The sequence below is a fragment of the Actinomyces sp. ph3 genome (genome assembly GCF_000308055.1).
In the GTDB taxonomy this organism is placed as follows: domain Bacteria; phylum Actinomycetota; class Actinomycetes; order Actinomycetales; family Actinomycetaceae; genus Pauljensenia.
Genome location: NZ_CAGY01000005.1, coordinates 272695 through 289467, shown reverse-complemented (window position 1 = coordinate 289467; position 16773 = coordinate 272695). Strand labels below are relative to the sequence as shown.

The following is a 16773-nucleotide window of genomic DNA, read 5'->3' as shown; positions in this document are numbered from 1 at the left end:
TAGTGTTTTCTATTGAATGAAGAGCGCCCTTAGGCGTGGAACAATTCCGTTCCCACTTTTGAATCCCTAGTCAGCTCTGTGTTTCCGCGCAGGATTGTTTGCTTCACAACTCCGCGCATCTCCCGACCGTCGTAGGGAGAAATCTTGTTCTTATGCTCCAGTTCAGCAACCTTCACGGTGAAGGTCTCGTCTGGCGCAATGATGGCAAAGTCAGCATCGTTCCCGACCGCGATTTCACCCTTGTGAGCAATGCCGAAGTTCCGGGCAGGATTTGCAGCGAACCAACGAGCAATATCCTGAAGCTCGATATCAAACTGCTTGCCAGCTGTCCAAATGGCAGAGAAGCCAAGCTGAACGGATGAAACACCGCCCCATGCCTGTGCAAAGTCACCGATCTCAAGGTGCTTCAGATCTGCAGTACATGGAGAGTGGTCAGAAGCGATATGGTCGATCGTGCCATCGATGAGTCCCTGCCACAGCTTCTTGCGATTTTCATCCTCACGAATCGGAGGCGCACACTTGTACTGGGTTGCACCGTCTGGAACTTCCTCAGACGCAAAGGTCAGATAGTGAGGACACGTCTCAACAGTGACTCGCACTCCTTCGGCCTTAGCACGTTTAATATCGTCAATAGCCTCTGAACTGGACAGGTGCAAGATATGCACGCGAGCGCCCGTCTCTTTAGCCAGTTCCAACAGGTTATGGATAGCAGTGTTCTCAGCACTCCGCGGACGCGAGTTCAAGTAATCCTGGTACTTTTGTCCACCAATCTGGGGTGCCTGCGCGAGGATTTCTGAGTCCTCAGCATGCACGATAAGGACTGCATCAAGGCGTGCAATTTCCTCGAGCGTCTCCTTGATCTGCTCGTAGGTCAGATATCCATACTCATCAATACCGGAATGAGCTGTGAAGCATTTAAACCCATAAACTCCGTGTTCCCAAAGAGTTTCCAGATCAGGAACATTCCCCGGAACCGCGCCACCCCAGAAACCAACGTCAACAGAGAGCTGCCCTTCTGCTGCAACTCGCTTTACATTGAGGTTTTCAAGGGTTGTCGTCGGAGGATTCGAGTTAAGAGGCATGTCGAGAACCGTTGTAATTCCACCGGCGAGTGCGGCGCGAGTCGCACTCTCATAGCCTTCCCATTCTGTCCGGCCTGGCTCGTTAATATGAACATGCGAGTCCACGAGCCCTGGCATCAACACTTGATCGTCCGGAACGATAATTTCTTTCACTGCATTAACCGGAGCATCGAACTCATCGATTCCATCGATAACCCCATCGCTAACGCGCACTGCACAAGGACGAATTCCATCAGGGAAGACGGTCCGCTTTGCTCTAATAACAAGGTCTACTTTTTGAGTTTCCATGTCTTTCAGCTTTCTATCGGGCAATCGCATCGCGATCGGCATCAAGGTCAACCGTCATCGCTTGCTTCACTGCATTGATGACGTAGGGGTCATTCTTGGAGACCAGGTAGTGACATGCGAAGGCAAGCCCTGCTCCGATAAACCATGAGAATGGACTGAGGAAGCGGCAGAAATCGATCTGCAGAACCGCAATCAAAATTGTGGGGATCGAGGTAGCAATAAACACCCAGACCGCACGCATGTTCCAGCCCTTGGTAAAAGCGTGCATCCCGTTAACCTTGAAGAGCTCTGACACCTGGACATGCTGCTTTCGCAAGAGGTAGTAATCCGCAATGATGATTCCAAAAAGCGGACCGAGGACTGCACCGAAAGCCGCAAGGAAGATATTGATCATCACAGGGCTGTTGAACAGGTTCCAAGGCGTGATAACTAGAGCAATCACCGCGGAGATCAAGCCACCACGAACGAAGTTGATCTTCGACGGCCATGCATTTGCCAGGTCGTATGCCGGGGAAACAAAGTTGGCAACGACGTTAATTCCCAATGTTGCGACCGAGAAGGTGATTGCGCCTAGGGCCGCGGCAATCGGGTGATTAATACGCGAAACCATTTCGACAGGATCGTAAACATACTCACCGTAAATCTGGAACGAACCTGCAGTTACCAGGACTGAGACAACCGAGAAGAGGATGAAGTTAACAGGAAGTCCCCACATATTTGCCTGGAAAACGGCCTTCTTGCTTGGAGAAAAACGCGCGAAATCGCAGAAATTCAACAAGAGCGTTGAAAAATAAGCGACTGTCAAGGCAATGGCTGCAAGGAACGCATGCAGCATTCCCCATTCAGCAGGCTTCGAAGGAACCGTGAGCGAGATGCTCCAACCTGCCTTGTAGAGTACATAAATCGTCAGAACAAACATGACGACCCAAACCGCAGGCCCGGCAAAGTCCTGGAATTTACGGATCGTTTCCATGCCGTTACGAAGCAGGAGCAGTTGAAGCGTCCACATCAAGACGAATGCAACCCAGCCGAGAATGCTCTCACCAAGGAACATTGTGTGTCCCCAGTCGATCCACGACTTATTGATTGAACCAACAAGAACAATCACAGCCTTGGATGCAAGCCAAGTTTGAATCCCATACCAGCAGATGGCAACGAAGCCACGTGTCAAGGCAGGAAGATTCGACCCATAAACGCCGAATGAAATACGTGCCAGCACCGGATAGCACAAGCCAGTTTTTTGACCCGCATATCCCACGAGGTTCATTAGAAGGAAAACAATAACAATTCCAACTGACAATCCTGCAAACACGAGTGCAGCGCTGAGTCCAAGCGCAAAAAGACCCGCCGCAAATGTATATCCACCAATCGAGTGAATATCTGACATCCACATCGCGAACAGCGAGTAGAAACTCCAGTCACGACTTTTTGCTGGAGCAAGATCGTCATTGAAAAGACTGGCATCAACACCCCTCGGCATGGCGCCATCTTCAACGCCAGCCGATGAGGGATTTAGTACCTTCTCACTCATCTTTCCTACTTTCTGCCCGACAACGTTGTCGAGCTCCAGAATTAACCGAATAGACGCTTCTGAAAATCTATGAAGACGCAGACAAAGGGGATGCCATCAGTTCACGCTTTGGTTTCCGCCTCGTATGAGACCTCATCAATATTCTTTGAAGCTTGTAGCATTACCTGAGTATGCTTCCGCCACTTCGTATGTCATTGAAGTTTTGCTCAAACGGAAAGAATTCCGTTCAACAAGAAATGCTCTGAGAACTACTTAGTTCTCGAAATTGGCCAATTCGCAACCCGCTTAGGGCGCGGTGGCGCATAGGTGCGGATTTTTGAGGTAGTCAAACCGAGATCAACAAGATCCTGAGCCAAGAGTGCAGCGCACGCAACCCCCTCGACCACAGGAACATTCAGTTGCTCAGTTAGCTCTCGATCCAAGCCCGCCATACCTCCGCAACCAAGAACAATTACTTCGGCATGATCTTCAAGGAGTGCAATTTGCGCTTGCTCCCGAATAGCATCTTTCGCGCGCTCCTGATCTTCCAGCTCCAGAACACTAAGCGAAGTCGATCGAACATTCGCACAGTGCCTATCAAGCCCAAAGCTCAGCAGACGCTCCTCAATAAGAGGGACGGCACGATCAAGTGTCGTCACGATGGTAAAACGATTGCCGAGAAGCATTGCAAAATGAGCAGCCGCCTCGGTCATATCAACAACCGGAACATCAACAATCTCACGTAGTCCTTCAACGCCATGCTCACCAAAGCCACATTGAATGACAGCATCAAAAGTATCAGGATAGGTTGCCACGCTGTCCATCACCGCAACAGCGCAGAGATACGATTCGAAATTACCTTCGACTGATTCCGCACCAACTTGTGGAGTCACCCCGACGATTTCCGTACCCTCACGCACAACGGCGCGTGCTGCATCAGCAATCTGCTCAGTCATTGCAGCAGTGGTATTGACGTTAACCGCGAGAATTTTCATCTTTCCTCCCAGAAGTCAGTTATCAGCTACATCGCTAATAGGCCGATTCGACGATCCGAGCCGCCGTCGGTACGAGTGATGGTACACAGAGTTGCAACGCAGCAAAACACCTCGCTTTTTGGCTTTATAGCGCGTTTCTGTCGTTCAAACGCACACAAAATAAGGACTGAAAAGTGTCAATCTTGACACCCTGACTAAAAACTCTCAGAAACTTCATGCCCATTTCTCACAACTTTTCCAGCATTTAGTTTTGCACATTAACAAATTCTGGAAAACCGTGGCACATATACCTGTTACTTTAAATATTGTTGACACTCCAGCCGCGCCCTGTACTACAGTGAGCCCCCTAGGACGGTCACATACTGAACATGGAGGTTCTCATGGTGTCCCTCGATCAGCTTCTCAGCCCATATGCTCAAGCCCCCGATATCAGCGCTAGTGCAGTTCACGCAAAGATCAAAGAGAACTCGGCAAGCGAACCGGTCTTTTTCGTCCTTGACGACGACCCCACCGGCACCCAGTCCGTTGCGGATATCCCGGTATTAACAACCTGGGGTTTGGAGGATTGCAAATGGGCACTTATGCAAGAAAAACCCGCAATTTATGTCATGACAAATTCGCGTTCACTACCGCGTTCAGAAGTCGCAATTATCATCAATGAAATTGTTCAGAATGCAAGTGAAGCGGCTCGAGAACTAAATATTCCTATCTCATTTGTTTCGCGCTCAGATTCGACATTACGTTGCCATTTTCCACTTGAGGCTACATCGATTGCGAAATCAATTGAGCAAAACGGTCAAAGAATTGATGGAATTATCCTTATTCCTGCCTTCCCAGATGCCGGTCGACTGACCATAAATGGCGTCCATTACTGCCGAGAAGACAATAGTTATATCCCTGTTGGGCAAAGCGAATTCGCGCGAGATGCAAGTTTTGGTTTTCATTCATCTGAACTTGCTCTTTGGGTAGAAGAAAAGAGTGGGGGTGAAATTCCCTTCGATAATGTGGTAACTGCGGATCTGAATTGCGTTCGCACCAAGCCTGAAGAGCTTCTCTCACGCGTTATGTCGATTTGTAACGGAATGGTCTTCGCACCTGATGCAGCTTGCGAAGAAGATTTGCGCGCAATAAGTCTCGCTTTGATTCAAGCAGAAGCACAGGGGAAGCACTTTGTCTACCACGTCGGTCCTCCTTTTATGCGAGCTCGAATTGGCCAGGACCGTCATGCTCCGATTACTAGCGATGAAATCAACACTCTCATCGACTCTGAGCGTGCTTTTGTTCCCGGCGGCTTGGTCGTAGTCGGATCGCATGTTGCGGTAACGAATGCGCAGCTCAACCATCTCACTTCGAACGTGCCGCTCCATCACATCGAGCTTGATGTTTCGCAGGTTATTGATGATTCTCAACGCGAAATGTACCTCAACGAGCTCGCGCGTGAAGCAATCGATTGTTTATCTGAAAAAACTGTATTGATCTCCACCTCTCGGAAGGTTCACACCGCTTCCGATCCCGAGGCCTCGCTTGCTATTGCGCGCCTCGTATCGGCTTCCCTTGTCCGCCTCGTTCAAGAAATCATCACTGGGACTTCCCCCCGTTTTGTCATTGCGAAGGGAGGGATTACTTCATCGGATCTGGCCTCAAAGGCACTTCAGATGCGGCACGCAATGTGCATTGGGCCGATGCTCGAAGGAATCATTTCGCTCTGGACAGCATGCTCGGGTCCTGCGCTGGGAATTCCGTACATCGTTTTCCCGGGAAATGTCGGTGATGAAACTGCCCTTACTCGGGTTGTCCAGAAACTTACGGCAAGTCAAAAGTAAGCCGGTAACAATTCATTTTTTATACACCAAGAAGGAAAAATATCGTGACCGATATCTTCCATTTCGATACACCCGAAACACCTACCCGGCTATATACCGAGTTCATGCAGAAAGAGACCGAGGAACGCCGCGCATTTCTCGGAGATTCACAGCAACTCGATGAAGAAACAGGAGCACCTGAACTCCTTCGCGATGCACTTAGCAGCGCAATTCTTCATCTAAATAACGAGATTATTTCGCTTTCTCACACAATTCATTCGCACCCTGAGACGGGCTTTAATGAGTACTTTGCAATGAACACAGTCGCCGAAGTACTCGCGCGACACGGCATTAGTAGTGAGAAGGGAGTTTTCGATATTCCAACAGCACTTCGTGCAAGCATCGGAAACTCCAACCCGGATGCACCGGTATTTGCATTAACCTGCGAGTATGACGCCCTCCCGGGCATTGGGCATGGCTGCGGACATAACGTTATGTGCGCCCAAACAGTGGGGGCATTTCTAGCATTATCAGCACTCAATTCAGAACTGCCCGACGGCCTCCCCATGCGGGTGATCCTCCAGACGACACCTGCAGAAGAATGCTCGACATGCAAAGAAGTTCTCTTCCAACGAGGGGCATTTGATGGCGTTGACGCGGTTGTTATGGCCCACTCTTACGGGACGGATGTTGCACACCAAACGTGGCTCGCGCAAAAACGCTTAAAAATCCAATTTACAGGCGTCCCCTCGCATGCATCATCGGCACCTTTCATGGGGCGTAATGCGCTCGATGCTGCAGTCCTATCTCTCACTGGAATCGGTTTGCTTCGCCAGCAGCTCTCACCAACTGACCGCATGCACGCCATCATTACCAATGGCGGCGACGTGCCTAACGTCATTCCAGAGAAAACCGAACTCAGCATGTGTATCCGATCAAAATACGACTCGGGACTGAGCAACCTTATTGAACGAGTACTCAATATCTTCCGCGGGGCAGCACTGATGACAGGTACAGCGGTCACTTTTATCGAAGAAGCAAATCGAAACGAAGCGCCCGTTATATCAAATAAGTGGCTCCTCCAATCGTGGGTACGTTCACAGCGTCGACGCGGACGAAACCCCCTGCCATTCGGAGTCCTATCAGAGACAATCGCGGCGGGAACAGACTTTGGAAATCTATCAATCCGTATACCGGCAATCCATCCGCTAGTTTCTGTTGGAGACTCTCAGCTGATGCTCCACACAGAAGAATTAGCCGCCGCCGCGGCATCACCTTCAGGGGACCAAGCAGCGCTTGATGGTGCTTTTGGCCTCGCAAGTGTGGCGCTCGACTTCGGCTACGACGAACGCTTCCGAAATGCAGTCGCAGAAGACTTCAATGCGACGAAGGAACTCTAGGAGATCACAGATGTCAATGGTCCTTCTTAAAAACGGAACTTCAATCCCCCAGCTTGGCTTGGGAACTTGGTATCTCGGCGATAGCGCAAGCACACGAGACGAAGAAATTGCCGCCCTGAGATACGGAATCGAAGCGGGCGCAACGCTTATCGATACCGCTGAAATGTACGGAAACGGACGATCTGAAGATCTAGTCGGCGAAGCAATCAGCCCCTATGAACGCGATTCTATTTTCCTGATCTCGAAGGTTCTTCCCTCTAATGCCTCGCACGAGCGTATAGAGCACTCGCTCGACACAAGCTTGCGCTTCCTCAACACCGATTATTTGGACATGTATCTCTACCATTGGCGTGGAGCAGTGCCCCTAGAAGAAACCGTCGAAGAATTGGAGCGCCTCCGCGCAAAGGGAAAGATCTCCTCGTGGGGAGTATCTAACTTCGACTGCTCTGATATGTCAGAGCTCTTGGAGGTTCGAGGCTCACAGCATTGCCAAGTCAACGAAGTCCTGTACCACCTTGGTTCGCGAGGAATCGAAGTCGATCTACAACCTTTGCACGCCGCACATAGAGTTACGACGATCGCCTACTGTCCTCTTGCGCAGGCTGGAAGGCTGCAGCACAACCTCATCACAAATAAAGTTATCCAAACCCTGGCTGCCGACCGCGGTGTAACGCCCTTCCAAATCCTGCTTGCATGGGTCCTTGCTCATAAGGACGTCGTTGCAATCCCACGCACCGGAAGCTTGAAGCACATGAAAGAAAACATCGAGGCTGCATCAATCTGCTTCTCGCAAACTGAACTCGATCTTCTCGACTCCGCATTCCCGCGACCGCGGCACCCAGTGCCGCTAGATATCCAATAGGGATAGCTAAATCCGCGCTTGGGAATGCGGAGGGACATTAGCGGCGAGGCGGGCAGTATTCGACTGATCCGCCTCGCCAACTATATGAGCCTTATCCAGAGCATCCTGGCGTTCTTGGTCGGAAACTCGATCCTCCAGAGAGGTAGGGATCCCGCGCGAAATCAGCCTCTCATCAACCTCGTTGACGAAAAGTACACGCCTGCGCTTCCGTGCTCGCGTCGCATGTTCTTCGGATCCCGCAGAGTTATCTCCACTTCCTAAATCCGACTCACGAGAGTGCGAGTGCGTCGCCTCAAAGGGGTCACTCACTTACTATTCCTACGAATCACATGGCGCAAGACCGCATCGGTCTGAGCGCCGCGACGAGTCAATCCAAGTGCACGCCAGAGCTCATCAACTGCCTCTTCTTCGCTGCGCTCAACACCATCGGATGCCACCCACAGTGCGACCTCATCCAATTGGTCATCGCTATAGGCCGCCAGCGGCAAACCACGTGCAATCGCGGGACGCTCTCCACGCGCGCTATCAGCATCGTTTTCAGACTCAGCCACGGCCTCGTTCTCACGAGCATCCTCAACCAACTCATCACGGCGCTGACGAGCCTGCGAGGCCTCGTCATCTTCCTGATCACCGTGCGGAGCCTCAGCAGAAACAGAAGCGAAAGCGTCTTCTTCTTCAGCTACACCAAACTCAGCGTCAGGATCCTCGGGAAGTTCAAGTACTGGCGCGGCGGGACCGTTGATCTCATCAACTGCATCCAACACCAGCTGGACAATGCGATCCGTTTCCTTTGCCGGGTCAATGAAGACGGCCATCGACAATGCGATATGCACCTTCCAGCCCTGCTCTTCAAGCATCGAAGGCCACAGGCGATCGCGCACACGTAATGAAGGCTGAGCAACATACTCATCGTCATCAGTAAGCACTGCAAGGAGTAGGCGTCCCGGAACCTCGGGGTGTCCGATCGCAAGGGGGATCCGCAAACCACCGGGAATACCGATATTTGCAACAACCTCAAGACCCAAGCCGTACAGACGATCCGCTAGGTCGATGAGCAGACGATCCGGCTCAATCTCCAGGGTCGGCCAGGCATCAATACCCACACCCGACTGCCCTTGAGCAATCTCTAGCAAATCGACCAGCATGAGCGCACCACGCTGGGACAAACGCGAAGTATCAATCTCTTCGGGTCGAATCGAAGAGACAACGGTCAGATCTCCGCGCACCGAGCGCAAGACATCAGCCATTGCTCCCGCACCCGCAGGGGAAGAGAAAACACCGAAGTGGTGAATAACGCGACCGTGAGGAGTCTTCGCGAAACCAACAGAAATAATGACGTGGTCGCGGCCCAGGCCTCGTGCACCATCGGGGTCAACAACCACGAAAGGTTCCACACGCGCGGGATCAAAGAAAGAGGCCAAGCCCGGTTCGGCGCCAATCGTGCGCGTCAGTTGGGCGCGGATTCGTTCAGCGTGCTGTGCATTCAACGCGACGACAGCAAGAGAACGATCGGGGGTTGAAGTCGCGTGCTCAAGAACAGCCTCGACAACGGCATCGACTTCCACGGAAGTCGACTCAACGGCCTCACTTCCCGGAGTCGGCATCCCTGTGCCCTCTGTCCACACCGCGGTCACCGGTGCGCTGGCAGAAGTCCAAGGAACCGGAACACCCGTGTGGTCAACGCGATATCGGGCAAGAAGCAATGCCATCTGATCGTTCAAGCGCGTGGGGCGAACATCCATGCGCACCTGCGGAAGAACCTCGGCTAGGGCCTCGACGGCATCCTCGCTGTGTTCCTGCGCAAGATCGGCAAAGACGACCACCTGCGATGCTCGCGAAATAATCGGAACCAGCTCTGCGATGGGGAGCTCATCGATGCCGTCCAAAATCACGACATCGACCTGTTGCTGCTCAGGCAGAATTTGGGGAACCAGCGTCGGGACCGTCAAAACCGCGGGAATAAGCTTCCACGACAAGGGGAATTGCGCGTACAAAGACGTCAGCGGATGCTGGTCTTGGACGGCTAATTCAAGAGCGCGCAAGGCTTGCGGATCATCAGCCAAGGCTTGGGTACGTACCCGGTGCAGACGCGAAATGACCTGCGGAACCAGCGATGCGACCTGGCGGCGGTCCAAATCGCGGCCCTCGATCAGGGTTTGCTCCAAAACGGCAGGATCAAAACCGCCCAAGCGCGAATCGGTTGCCAGCATCAAGCCCAAGATCGAGGCCCACCACGCTAGGTCGAGTTCGGCATCCAGTTGGTCGTCAGCGACATGACGCTGGCGAAGATCTCGGGTCAGCGGTTCAAGACCAAGCTCGGACAGAGCCTTCAATACCGCAACGCGACGAGGAAGCTCGTAACCACCTTCGGGATCAGCGCTGAGCCTTTCGCACAGTTTCGCCAATTCGGCAATCGGCATTGCCTCAAGATCACCGTGAGCCGTCGCAAACATGGGCGTCAGATGTTCAAGATCTTCCGCAACATCCTGGGTCAGTTCCACGGCCTGCGTCAGGTTCGACGGCAGTGTCGGCCAGCCATCCGAATCGCAATGCTGGCGCCACACATCACGTCGTTCCTGGACGGTTAGCAGAGCGCGGTGAAGATCATTGACGTGGGTGCCCGGGCGGAGCATGTCCTGCGCTTGTTTGACCAAACGGACTCGCTGAGAACGAGACATCGAAATACCGTGCTCTTGACGCCACTTCTTCGAGGCGGTCGCAATCACCATATCGGCTGCAGAGCGCTCAAAGACGCGGGGCTGGAAGATATCCAAAACCTCACGAACACCCTCGAACATCGACAGCTGCGCATACCACTGACGCATATCAACAGCGGGGGTGATCCCGCTTTCACCCGCAACCGAGGACATGATGACTCGCAATTGCGGAAGCGTTTCCTTTGCCAGGCGATCGACTCGCTCAAGAACATCAGGAACCTGCTCTTGGGAACCAATGACGATCCCCTTCCAGGGACCAACCTGCGCTTGGCGAGAGAAAACTCCTAGGGCCGAGGCCTCGTGAAGAAGTTCGCGGGCACTCTCTCCCTGGTCGGAAGCGATCTCAAGAAGAACATCCTCACCAAGGCGTACGCGAGTTCGGGGAGCAGGCTTTGTTGCCGTCAGATCAGTCAGAACCTGAAGGGCATTGAAAGCACTGACACCGAAATTCTTGAAGGGGCGGTGCAAATAGGTGGTGTAAGAAGACAGGGTTTGACGGATGGTACGCAAACGCGCACGCATCTGCGCAACTTCGGCCGTATCTTCAACCGAGTTCGTATCTTCAGCCGCGTGAAGAAGCTTCTCCCCCAACAGTGCGTCGGTCGCATTCGACCCGTCAATACGTACCGCGGCCTCATCGATACCGAGCTCACGAAGGCGCCCGTGAACCGCAAGGGAGCGCGAGGGTGAACCTGCAATATGAACCAGCGTGCGTCCATTCGCGGCACTATCGGCAATAATCGCAGAAATAAGGGAAGCATCATCTGCACCCGAAGGCGTATCGACAATGAAGGAATGGCCCTCCGCGACGGCCTCAACAACGTCTTGTTGACGCGGGGTCAGATCACCTGCACCGCGTTCCTCATCGGGGTCACGGTCATTGGGGTTGGATTGTGGAAGAGGACCAGAGGTCGCGCTTCTGGCCGCCGCGTCCCCAGCAAGAGCGCGAATTACGCGGTTCTTCATCAGAACGGCAGGTTGCTCGAGCTCGCGAAGCAAAAGCGCAGCTGGGTGTTCAAAAATCCCAATTGTCAGTTCTTCACGGACATCGAAGTTCTCAAGAACCGAGGCCGCCCGCCGGGCATGGTCCAAAACCACAGATGCAGAAAAACCGTGCGTCTGAGTCGACAGATGCGCAACTTCATCCATATCGATGCGCACGCCCTTGTCCGCGAGCGCATCTTCGAAAGCAGCAGAAAGTTCCATTCCATGACGCAAGGTGATAACGACATCGTCACCTTCAACGGCAAGACGCAGCGGGCGGAGGAAAACGGGGGCGCTTTGCCTGGCCTCGCCACTACCCCACTGCGCGTGACCGATGGCAATGTGAACAGGGGCAACACCGTGGCGCATTGCCATTTCGTGAGCGAATGAAACCAGGGAACGCGCGCGCTCGAGAGCACGCTTATGGGCCACACTTTCACGGATCAGGCTGGACAATTTCGTGGGTCGTCCAGCATAAAGCTGTGCCAATCCTCCCGGGTGTGCCTCAGAGACGGTCAGGCTTGGGAAAGAGTTTCCACCTTCCTGCGAAGTCAATAGGCGCAATTGCGCACGCCATTCTTGGACAACATGGTCGCTGGGTGCGCTCGGCGTTTCAGGAACGGTATCTACCGGTTCCCGTGAGGAATCTTGCGTCGATCGAGAAAAGAAATTAACGGCCACAAAACCACCGTAATGGAAATGACTCCTTCGCCACGAGAGGGAACGCCGTAAGGCAACATTTTCCCAGCACTCGGGCTACCGAGTCCGGCTGCCCGCAGTGACTTAAGCTATCTCCATGAGCACTGTTGCAACTGATTTTGCGTCCAAGCTGGAACCGCTGGTCGAATTGGCCGAACGCGCGGGTATTTCCAGTGAGCACCTTCTCCCCTACGGATTTGATCTGGCAAAGATTGATCTGGCCGCTGTCGACACTTCCGCTCCCCAACGAGCCCGCTACGTCGTCGTGACGGCAACTTCCCCCACTCCTTTCGGCGAGGGGAAAACGACGACTGCTATTGGCCTCGTTCAGGGGTTGGCACTTGAAGGTGCTAACGCAACTTTGACAATTCGCCAGCCATCAATGGGCCCGACTTTCGGCGTCAAAGGCGGAGCGGCCGGCAATGGCAAGAGCCAGGTCCTGCCATTCGAGAAGATGAATCTGCACCTGACCGGCGATTTCCACGCAATCACAGCTGCACACAACCTGCTGTCGGCGATGATTGATAACCACCTACATCAGGGAAATGAGCTCCACATCAAGGAACGCTCCATCACGTGGCCGCGCGTTCTGGACGTCAATGACCGCTCTTTGCGCCACGTCGTCACGGGCTTGGGTGGCGCAATTGATGGCGTGACTCGTCAGTCGTCCTTTGATATCACCGCCGCCAGTGAGGTCATGGTCATCATGTCCCTTGCCACCTCTTACGCTGATCTTCGCGAGCGTTTGGGACGCATTGTCATTGGCCAAAATGAGGCCGGCGAATATGTCACCGCTGAGGACCTGAAGGCTGCGGGAGCAATGGCCGCGCTCCTTCGCGATGCACTCTGCCCGAACCTTTTGCGCACGACTGAGGGCAGCCCGGTCCTGGTTCACACCGGCCCCTTCGGCAATATTGCAACGGGCTGCTCCTCGGTGATCGCGGACCGCCTTGCTGGACAGCACAGTGATTACGTGGTGACCGAGGCCGGTTTCGGCGCGGATATGGGCGCCGAGCGTTTCTTCGATATCAAGTGCCCCGTGGGCGGTTTGCGTCCCGATTGCGCGGTGATCGTCACGACAGTTCGTGCACTCAAGTCCCACTCCGGCAAGTACCGTCTTGCTCCGGGCAAACCCCTGCCCGATGCCATGACCGAGGAAAACGTTGAAGAGATTCGCACGGGCAGCGCAAACCTTCTCAAGCACATTGAAATTGTCCGCGGTTTCGGCCTAAACCCCGTAGTTGCAATCAATGTCTTCCCCACCGACCACGAGGCCGAGCTCGCTGAGATCGAGAAAATTTGTGCCGAGGCCGGGGTGCGTGTGGCGCGCTCCCTCGGTGTCGTTGAGGGCGGCGAAGGCGCGCGCGAGCTTGCACGTGAAGTAGCCGCGGCGTGTAAAGAATCCGCCGATGCGCAGATTAGTCCCCTCTACGAAGATTCGGATTCCCTCGAAGACAAGATCGCAAAGGTTGCTGCAATGTACGGGGCATCGGGAGTGGATTACACTCCTGCCGCCGCAAAGCGCCTCAAGGAATACCAAGCAGCTGGCTTTGGTTCACTCAAGGTTGTGGTTGCTAAAACTCCGATGTCCCTCAGTGCCGATCCGCAGGCGAAGGGCGCGCCTACGGGTTGGACTCTTCCCATTCGCGAAGTTCGTCTTGCGGCTGGTGCAGGCTATGTCTACGCAATTTCGGGAACGCTTTCAACAATGCCCGGTTTGTCGGCTCACCCTGCGGCAGAGCGAATTGGGCTGACCACTGACGGTGAAATCACTGGGGTGAAGTAAGCCTAAAAGAAACTGCACAGAAGGCTCCCTGTCGATCACTGCTTCATCCAGATCGACAGGGAGCCTTCTTGTTGGTTGAGCTCAGAGCACTACTAGATGACCAGAGGACATCCCGAACAGTGAAGCATCACCTCGGGTGCCTTATTCCCGTGGCACGCACCCAAACCCGAAGCGCACAGCGACTGCGCGCTGGTTGCATGGCCTCGGCGCTCCATGTCCTCAATGACGACAGTGGCGAATGCCTTCGACACCTGTGCCTGCGCTGCCGCGGCTTCCAGGGTGCACCCCCGCGCCAGCGCCTCTCTAAGACGCTGGACGGGAGACACAAACTGCGCAGAAGCCATCAGAAAAGCAACCGTCCGATCTGGAAGACGCCGACAGCCAACAGCCAAGCGCTGCAGAGCTGGACGGCAACGGCGGCTGCGGTGAGCTTACCGCCAATCTGGCGGACCTGTTCAGCAACTGTCGCCATACAGGGCGTGTAGGTCAGAACAAAGACCAAGAACGCGAAGGCACCGATCGGCGCTGCATCTCCCGCAGACTTTTGGAAGGATTCAGTGACCAACTGAGGCAGCGAACCAAGATCATCACCGCCATCCTCGGCATCTCCACCTTCTGTTTCGGGATCCATGTTGTAGGAAGTGACGATCGACGAGATCACTGTTTCCTTCGCAACGAAACCGGTCATCAGAGCACCGGTCATGTGCCACTCACCAAAACCAGCGGGTTTGAAGACAGGCTCAAGCACCTGAGCGGTGCGCCCGTAAAGGGAGTCCTCCATTGGGAGTTCCGAGTCGGCGAAAGAGTAGTTTCCTGCCATCGGAATGGCACCCATGAGCCACACGACGAAGGTCATGGCCAAGATGATCTTGCCTGCGCCCTTCACGAAGGCCCACGCGCGCAACCACGTAGTCCGCAAGATCACGAAAACTCGCGGAACCTGGTAGGCGGGAAGTATCAGGAACAGTGGAGAGTCCGTGGTCTTCTTCGTGAAGAACGGCTTGAGGATAAGTGCTCCCAGGACCACCATGATGAGCGAGAGAACATAGAGCGAGAAGATCACTGTTCCAGCACTATCGGGGAAGAAAATCCGCGCGATCATCAAGTAGATGGTCAGTCGCGCTGCGCACGAGGTGTAAGGCGTAATGATGGTCGTGACGATTCGCTGGGCAGTGTTGGGAAGTGTTCGTGTTGCTGCCAGTGACGGCAGATTGCAGCCAAATCCCATGATCAGCGGCAAAATCACACGGCCATCCAGACCGATCGCACGCATGACACGGTCACCAAGGAAGGCTGCGCGAGCCATGTAACCGGAGTCTTCCAGGATGGAAATCATCAAGAAGATGATGAACATCAGGGGGATGAAGGAAGAAACCACGCCCAAACCGGTGCACAGACCACCAATGAGGAAGCTGTGGAGCCAGCCGTCTTGGAGTCCCCCAAGCGTGAGGAGGTAGGTGATGCCGTTTGCCAAAGAGGGGAAGCCTTCATCCGTTGAGGAGAAGATGTGGTCGAAGAAGTCCTGAACAGGGCTGACCCATTCGCCTGCGACTTTGAAGAGGAACCACATAAGGACAAAGAAGATCGGGATTCCCAGCCAGGGGTTGAGCAGGACTCGGTCAATCTTGTCAGAGGTCGAGAGGATGGGGTCGCCTTCGGCTTTTCCGACTACTGCGGTTTCGACGCGATCAACCCAGGCGAAGAGTTCATCTGCTTGGGTCAGCCCACCGCATCCGCAGGTACAGCTTCCATCAGCCGCGTTGACGGGAAGGCCCTTCGGACGTGTGTGGTGTTCGAGCGCGTGACGGACAATTCCTTCAAGAAGATCAGGGTTGTCGTAGTGGCGCGGGTCTACCGCGAGAACGGGAATTCCCAATTCATCGGCAAGTTTATCGACCGGGTATTTCTGGCCATCCTTCTCAGAAACATCAACCATTGTGGCGACGGCGACTACGGGGTGACCAGCTTGTGCAACTTGTCCCAAGAGGTAGAGCGAACGCGTCATTGCGCTGGCGTCCAAAAGGACAATAGCCAGATCAACTTTTCGTCCGGTTCGAGGGTCGGTGAATGAGCCCTCGGCACCAGAAAGAGTGTCACTGACAACTTGCTCGTCAGGAGAAGACGCGATCAAGGAATAGGTTCCCGGAAGATCGACAAGGTTTGCACCCAGTGCGCGCCAGGTACCGCGCTTCATCTCAACCGTGGTACCGGGAGCATTAACGACGTGCTGGCGGGAACCGGTAATCGCGTTGAACAGTGTTGATTTCCCAACGTTTGGGTTACCAACTAAGACAATCGTTTTTTCTCCACCACTTGAGGTCGGAGTGTCCAACACAGCGACATCTGATTTGGGAGAGCAGTGTGGGCAGCTCATGCGATTTCCTCCACTTCGATTGCCCGAGCACTACGGCGGTCAACGGCAACGCGCGCACCGGCGATATTAACGACGAGGCCTCCGAAAGCGGCCTTGTTCACAATGAAGAATTCGCTTCCAGGGCGAACTCCAAGTTCATACAGACGGAGTCGGTGTTCGGGGGAAACCTCCATGTTTCCGAGGCGAGCCCGAGTCCGTAGTGGAAATTGTGATAGTTGCATATCACCAAGGTTAGGCAAGCATTATCGACGCAAGTGACACCTTTGTCCCTCCC

12 protein-coding genes are annotated in these 16773 nt (G+C 54.0%); 4 read left to right on the top strand and 8 right to left on the bottom strand.

Features of this window, described 5'->3' with window-relative positions:
- Positions 1-29: 29 nt before the first annotated feature.
- The 3 genes from allB to HGAS_RS06480 form a co-directional block, all read right to left on the bottom strand.
- On the bottom strand, positions 30-1370 hold the full coding sequence (allB, locus tag HGAS_RS06490) for an allantoinase AllB (protein ID WP_034234037.1): 1341 nt from the start codon (positions 1368-1370) through the stop codon (positions 30-32).
- Between the two features lie 13 nt (positions 1371-1383).
- On the bottom strand, positions 1384-2901 hold the full coding sequence (locus HGAS_RS06485; protein WP_019127019.1) for an NCS1 family nucleobase:cation symporter-1: 1518 nt from the start codon (positions 2899-2901) through the stop codon (positions 1384-1386).
- A gap of 248 nt (positions 2902-3149) precedes the next feature.
- The gene (locus tag HGAS_RS06480) at positions 3150-3875 is read right to left on the bottom strand and encodes an aspartate/glutamate racemase family protein (RefSeq protein ID WP_019127018.1); all 726 of its coding nucleotides are present in this window, start codon (positions 3873-3875) and stop codon (positions 3150-3152) included.
- Positions 3876-4255: 380 nt separating this feature from the next.
- On the opposite strand from HGAS_RS06480, the gene HGAS_RS06475 reads away from it, so the two are divergent.
- The 3 genes from HGAS_RS06475 to HGAS_RS06465 are packed head-to-tail and all read left to right on the top strand — an operon-like array spanning position 4256 to position 7939.
- Entirely contained in the window at positions 4256-5698 is a 1443-nt protein-coding gene (locus HGAS_RS06475) for a four-carbon acid sugar kinase family protein (RefSeq protein ID WP_019127017.1), read from the top strand.
- A gap of 44 nt (positions 5699-5742) precedes the next feature.
- Positions 5743-7077: an amidohydrolase gene (locus tag HGAS_RS06470; RefSeq protein WP_019127016.1), complete on the top strand. Its 1335-nt coding sequence runs from the start codon at positions 5743-5745 to the stop codon at positions 7075-7077.
- Between the two features lie 16 nt (positions 7078-7093).
- Positions 7094-7939 (top strand): aldo/keto reductase, encoded by an 846-nt coding sequence (locus HGAS_RS06465; RefSeq protein ID WP_233993729.1) that lies wholly within the window; start codon positions 7094-7096, stop codon positions 7937-7939.
- 6 nt (positions 7940-7945) lie between these two features.
- On the opposite strand, the gene HGAS_RS06460 is transcribed toward HGAS_RS06465, so the two are convergent.
- Both HGAS_RS06460 and HGAS_RS06455 read right to left on the bottom strand, forming a co-directional pair.
- A complete protein-coding gene (locus HGAS_RS06460) occupies positions 7946-8248 on the bottom strand; it encodes a hypothetical protein (protein ID WP_019127014.1) in 303 nt (100 codons plus the stop codon).
- Positions 8245-12321 carry a hypothetical protein gene (locus tag HGAS_RS06455; protein WP_019127013.1) on the bottom strand — a complete coding sequence of 1359 codons (4077 nt, stop codon included), beginning with the start codon at positions 12319-12321 and terminating at the stop codon, positions 8245-8247. The genes HGAS_RS06460 and HGAS_RS06455 overlap by 4 nt, the downstream gene beginning before the upstream one ends.
- Positions 12322-12436: 115 nt before the next feature.
- Between HGAS_RS06455 and HGAS_RS06450 the strand changes: the two genes are divergently transcribed.
- Positions 12437-14125 carry a formate--tetrahydrofolate ligase gene (locus HGAS_RS06450; RefSeq protein ID WP_019127012.1) on the top strand — a complete coding sequence of 563 codons (1689 nt, stop codon included), beginning with the start codon at positions 12437-12439 and terminating at the stop codon, positions 14123-14125.
- A 92-nt stretch (positions 14126-14217) separates the two neighbouring features.
- Here HGAS_RS06450 and HGAS_RS06445 read toward each other — a convergent pair whose 3' ends face one another.
- From HGAS_RS06445 to HGAS_RS08745, 3 genes are read right to left on the bottom strand one after another with little or no spacing between them, the layout of a single operon-like run.
- Positions 14218-14469 (bottom strand): hypothetical protein, encoded by a 252-nt coding sequence (locus tag HGAS_RS06445; RefSeq protein ID WP_019127011.1) that lies wholly within the window; start codon positions 14467-14469, stop codon positions 14218-14220.
- Positions 14469-16499 carry a ferrous iron transporter B gene (gene feoB, locus HGAS_RS06440; protein ID WP_019127010.1) on the bottom strand — a complete coding sequence of 677 codons (2031 nt, stop codon included), beginning with the start codon at positions 16497-16499 and terminating at the stop codon, positions 14469-14471. Before feoB ends, HGAS_RS06445 begins: the two co-directional genes overlap by 1 nt.
- Positions 16496-16720 (bottom strand): FeoA family protein, encoded by a 225-nt coding sequence (locus tag HGAS_RS08745; protein ID WP_081581514.1) that lies wholly within the window; start codon positions 16718-16720, stop codon positions 16496-16498. Before HGAS_RS08745 ends, feoB begins: the two co-directional genes overlap by 4 nt.
- Positions 16721-16773 lie beyond the last annotated feature (53 nt).